Genomic DNA, 5,096 nt, shown 5'->3' with positions numbered 1-5,096 from the left:
ATTTTCTTGCTTATTTCTGTTAGCCCCTATCCGGGGCGGGACTTCATTTCTTTGGCAAACGCGCAAAGAAACGAAGCAAAGAAACGCGTTTAAACCGCGAATACCTCAGTGTCGTCGTTGCTCCATTTTAGGTCTTTGGCCCGAACGTAGCGCCACCCCGCAACCCCAACCCGCAGTCGAACACCCATCTCTCGCACCAAAGGCCCGGACACGCTTCGCCTCAACCGCCGTACAAAAAACAAAGGTGGCATACGGCCCCCTGACCAAAGAAATAAGCCCCCAAAAAAAGCACCTGTACCCACCGCCGCCGCTCCTCAGAAGAACTCCACACTAGCCGCCAGCAACCCGCCCGACACGCAGTTTTCCCGCCGGTTTCTTCCGATGCGGTGTCAGATCGTGCCCGCATTATTTCTATTTCTTATATAAAACCCTAAAGAATTTCAATGGGCCGCCGATAAGACGGTGCTTGACACACGCGTTCGGACATTCAAGACCCTTCAAAGAAAGGTCAGTCCGAACATTAGATCTTCACGCGAGGATTACTTATTTTGGCTGGAATTCGGCCTGCCCATGTCTAGACTAGCCCGATTGTTCTATCGGTTTCCGGCCGAGATCGCTCTCGACGTCGGGACCGCAAACACGCGCATTCACGTGCGCGGCACAGGCGTCGTGCTTGACGAGGCGTCTGTCATTTGCATCCGTCAGCCTGATCCGCTCGTAGCAGGCGCCCGTGCAACACAGTCGGTCGGGAACGAGGCCCGCAGCATGTTAGGCCGGCTGCCTCGACACATAAAGGCGATTTGCCCGATCAAAGGCGGCGTCATTTCCGATTTCTCGGCTAGCCGGGAAATGATCCAGCACTTCGTGGGCCTGGCGGATAAAGGTCGACGTCTATCAGGCGCCCCCCGGATCACGATAACCGTACCCAGCGGCGCGACGCAGGTCGAGCGGCGCGCGTTCAGGGAAGCAGTGCAGGGCGCAGGCGCGTCTAACGTTGCGCTACTCGAAAGGTCCCTGGCCGCCGCGCTGGGAGCAGGGCTCAAAGTCTCCTCGGCGATGGGGTGCATGGTCGTCGATGTCGGCGCAGGCACGACCGAGATAGGCGTCATCGCACTGGGCAATGTCGTATGCCGAGGGTCCGCCCGGGTAGGCGGAGACGCGTTCGACGATGCAATCATCAACTATGTCCGACGCACGCACGGGCTCCTCATCGGCGAACACACCGCGCGACGAGTGAAGCAGATGATCGGGTGCGCCGTCCGACGCAAGAACGAACTCTATCTCGACATCACAGGACGAAACCTGTCCGAAGGCATTCCCCGACCCGCGACGCTGTCGAGCCATGAAGTGTTCGAGGCGTTGGCTGAACCGCTGGCGCAAATCATTTCATTGCTCAAGAGCACATTGGAAAGCACTCCTCCAGAATTGGCCTCGGATATTGCGGAAGTGGGACTGACGCTGACCGGAGGAGGCGCCTTGCTGGATGGTCTCGATGACAGACTTAGCGAGGAAACAGGCCTGCCCGTGCTCGTGGCGGAGGAACCCATGACCTGCGTGGTACGCGGCGCGGGCATGGCCATCGAAACACTTGAAGCGCGTTTCTTCCAATAACCTAAACCGGGCCTTTCGACTGTAGCAATGTCGGTCGAAATTTTTCAAATCCAAGATAGAACATACATGCGACACACAAAAATGAAAGCGGCGCTACTCACGACGACGATCGTCATTGCAGCTCAGATGATATCCGTTGCCCACGCTGAAGATTCAGTTCCTGCCGCAAGCGAAACGCTAGCGTCACAGGAGCAGGGGTCTGGTCCGTCTCTTGTCGCTGCGCCGTCTCTTGTTGCTGCGCCGCCCGCAGCGTCCGCGTTGCCCGCAGCGTCTGCGCCATTGCCCGAAGGTACGGTCGCGCAACTGGCCCGACGCACGGCGGAAGGAAAGATCGCATCGCTTCGATCAACGGCGGCGGGCGACTACAGGGCGGAGCTTTCGTTTTTTGCCGACGGACTGACTTACTACGTTGCACTCGTACAGAACGGCACCTATTGGCGCGTGATTGAAACGCCGAATAAAAAGCGCGCAGAGGTAGTGTATGCGGAGTTTGTCGAGCGAACTGTCGGCCTTTCTGAGGCACAGCATCGCCAGACTGAATTGGAAGCCGCAAACGCTGCGACCCAACGCTCACTTGTACAGGCACAGCTTCGAATGGCGCAGCTTCGGGCCGATTTCGACATCGCACAAGCGCAGCAAGATGAAGTCTCGACACGACAGACACAGATTGCCGCTCAGGTGACGAAGCTCCAGGCGGACAATCAGGACGCGCAGAAAAAGCTCGTTCAGGTCAAACGCCAAGTGGTGGCGCTCCAGGACTTGTCGGACGCAGGTCTGCCGCCGGAACATTTGGCGCGTTCCCGCCGGCACACGAAGCATGTCAAGACGCTCGTCGGCGCGGGGTCGCGTGTGCAATCAGGTGACACGGCCGCAGGCGCTTAAGTTACTCACGCGAGCCTCGTTCCGGAGCGTGCCCAGTCCTTGCCGGATTGGGCTGCTGAGGATGCGGGAGATCGGTTGAAATGATGGGCGCCCAAAAGGTTGTTGGACATACAGCGTGCTGTTCGAGTGGAGGTCTTTGGTGGAGGACGGCACGCCAGGTTGGGATCATTTATAATTTGACATAAGATAAATTATCGACATTGCGCGTGTCGGCAATATCCTAATGTCGTGTTTGGGGGCTGGAGCGATGCTGGCGATCTCACCTCCAATTATTTCCCTAGTCGCCAATCGCGATAATCTGATTCAACTGTTCACATGCCGCCGCGAACACGGCTAGTCGATGGCGATTGAGAACAGTAGACTCGCAAGGTCACTCTCATCCAACGTACCGTCGGCAACGTCCACCACGATGTCCTCCAACACGTCGGGCCTTGGTACGTCGTAGCCCTGCAAAGCTAGCTAGTGCCTTGATTACCTTCTCATGAGTCGCGATAACGCGCTTTACAGCGCTCATCACCACCCGCGATTCCAGTGCTAGAGGGCGTGCTGAACGGTACGAGCTGAACCCGTAATGTCCTCGCCGACGCCGGCTATTGTGTTGCACCCTGTCAACGAAAACAAAACACCTAACAGCAACGACATCGCCACACAACGTCTAAACATGTTCATCATCACCACCTCATGCGTTACAAAATAAATGATCCGGACCCTTCCCTCGTCCGACGACTATTGTGACTCGTGCATCTACGCTCACTTTGGCGGTCAGCTTCAGCCATTCCGAATACTCGCACCTGACCACCGCGCTTATCCGTGAGCGACATCACAGCGTCCTTCAGATCACTCGTTAAACTCAAAAATCGGCCGCGAAGAACGCGCGCGTAGTGATCTGCCCGAAGGCGAGACGTGCATCGACTACACGTATGGGTTGCATCGGGAACATAGAATCACGGAGCACGATGTGCGCCCTGTTGCGACGAGCAAAAAATTGCGCTTATTCAATGATACGGTGGCCGGCGCGATAGCCGGCACAACGGTCCGCAGTCTATCGCTCACCCGTCGGGCGTGCAACGTTGAGCCGTGTGAATTTCTGCGCCGAATCGCTCACCAAAGTGCCACGACCGTCGCATTCTTATCGATCGATACCGCCATCGTCGAGCAGCACAAAAACGTCGCTGCGTCCTTGAGCGGCCCTCAATCGAAGAGACCCTTCACGCGGTCAAACCAACCCTTGCTTTGCGGACTGTGCCGCGCACCGCCCTCCGTCAGTGAGCGCTCGAACTGCTTGAGCAACTCGCGTTGCGGGTCGGTGAGCTTGACCGGCGTTTCGACCAGCACATGTACGTAAAGATCGCCCGCAATGCTCGAACGCAAACCCTTGATGCCCTTGCTGCGCAACCGGAACGTCCCGCCGGACTGCGTGCCTTCCGGCACGTTGAAACTCGCGCGGCCTGCCAGCGTCGGCACTTCAATCTCGCCGCCCAGCGTCGCCGTAGTGAACGGAATCGGCATCTGGCAATGCAGGTCGTTGCCATCCCGTTCGAACACCGAATGCGGCTTGATGTGGATTTCGACGTACAAGTCGCCACTCGGACCGCCGTTGATACCCGGCTCGCCGTTGCCCGACGAACGAATCCGCATACCGTCATCAATGCCTGCTGGAATCTTCACTTCCAGCGTCTTCGTTTCTTTCATCTTGCCCGCGCCGTTGCATTGACTGCACGGCTCGGGAATGTGCTTCCCCGTTCCATGACACTTCGGGCAGGTTTGCTCGATGCTGAAAAATCCTTGCGACATCCGCACCACGCCTTGTCCGTGGCACGTCGGACAGGTTTCCGGCTTAGTACCGGGCTTGGCCCCTGAGCCCTTGCAGATCCCGCAATTCACCCAGCTCGGCACGCGGATTTGCGTGTCGTAGCCGTGCGCCGCCTGCTCCAGCGTGATCTCCATGCTGTAGCGCAAGTCCGCGCCACGATAGACCTGCGTCCGACCATGGCTACTTCGACCGCCGGCTGCGCCACCGCCGCTTGTCTGGCCGAAGATGTCACCGAAAATATCGCCAAACGCATCGGCAAAACCACCAAAGCCCTGCGCGCCTGCAGCGCCCATGCTCGGATCGACGCCCGCGTGCCCATACTGATCGTAGGCCGCGCGCTTTTGCGGGTCCGAGAGCATTTCGTAGGCCTCATTGACCTCCTTGAAACGCTCCTCCGCGTCCTTGCGGCCCGGATTGCGGTCAGGGTGATGTTTCTGTGCAAGCTTGCGATACGCCTTCTTGATTTCGTCGCTGCTCGCATTTTTCGCGACACCCATAACCTCGTAGTAATCCCGTTTCGCCATATCGGTTCAGCGCCGCTAAGCTCGATTAACGTCGATCAGCCCGGCGCGGCTCCCTCTTGGATGCCTCGAGTCTCGCGACTCATGTGGCTTGTGGTGGTTTGTCGAAGAGGCGCGCGCGCGACTCATGCAGCCGCTTCATCGGCTCAGTCCTTCTTCACCTCCTTGAACTCGGCATCGACAACATCGTCGTGCTGCTCCGGCGCGCCTTGCGCACCCGGACCTGCTTCGCCCGCCGCCGCACCCGCCGTGCTCGCTCCACCCTGCCC

Annotated in this window: 3 protein-coding genes; 2 read left to right on the top strand and 1 reads right to left on the bottom strand. The window is 58.3% G+C overall.

Features of this window, described 5'->3' with window-relative positions; genetic code table 11:
- The first annotated feature begins 570 nt into the window (after window positions 1–570).
- Both WCA53_RS10090 and WCA53_RS10085 read left to right on the top strand, forming a co-directional pair.
- Window positions 571–1,611 carry a rod shape-determining protein gene (locus tag WCA53_RS10090; protein ID WP_423908642.1) on the top strand — a complete coding sequence of 347 codons (1,041 nt, stop codon included), beginning with the start codon at window positions 571–573 and terminating at the stop codon, window positions 1,609–1,611.
- Window positions 1,612–1,677: 66 nt separating this feature from the next.
- A complete protein-coding gene (locus tag WCA53_RS10085) occupies window positions 1,678–2,493 on the top strand; it encodes a DUF2968 domain-containing protein (RefSeq protein WP_423908639.1) in 816 nt (271 codons plus the stop codon).
- A 1,191-nt stretch (window positions 2,494–3,684) separates the two neighbouring features.
- Here the strand turns inward: WCA53_RS10085 and dnaJ are convergent.
- Window positions 3,685–4,830, bottom strand: a complete 1,146-nt coding sequence (gene dnaJ, locus WCA53_RS10080) for a molecular chaperone DnaJ (protein ID WP_423908637.1) — start codon at window positions 4,828–4,830, stop codon at window positions 3,685–3,687.
- Window positions 4,831–5,096 lie beyond the last annotated feature (266 nt).

The organism is Caballeronia sp. (assembly GCF_049581465.1).
Lineage (GTDB): Bacteria > Pseudomonadota > Gammaproteobacteria > Burkholderiales > Burkholderiaceae > Caballeronia.
The sequence above is the reverse complement of the archived record's forward strand: the minus strand, read 5'-3'. Positions and strand labels throughout refer to the sequence as shown.

Coding starts and splice junctions, on each gene's coding strand:
- WCA53_RS10090 (WP_423908642.1), top strand. CDS start 571: ATGTCTAGACTAGCCCGATTGTTCTATCGGTTTCCGGCCGAGATCGCT.
- dnaJ (WP_423908637.1), bottom strand. CDS start 4,830: ATGGCGAAACGGGATTACTACGAGGTTATGGGTGTCGCGAAAAATGCG.
- WCA53_RS10085 (WP_423908639.1), top strand. CDS start 1,678: ATGCGACACACAAAAATGAAAGCGGCGCTACTCACGACGACGATCGTC.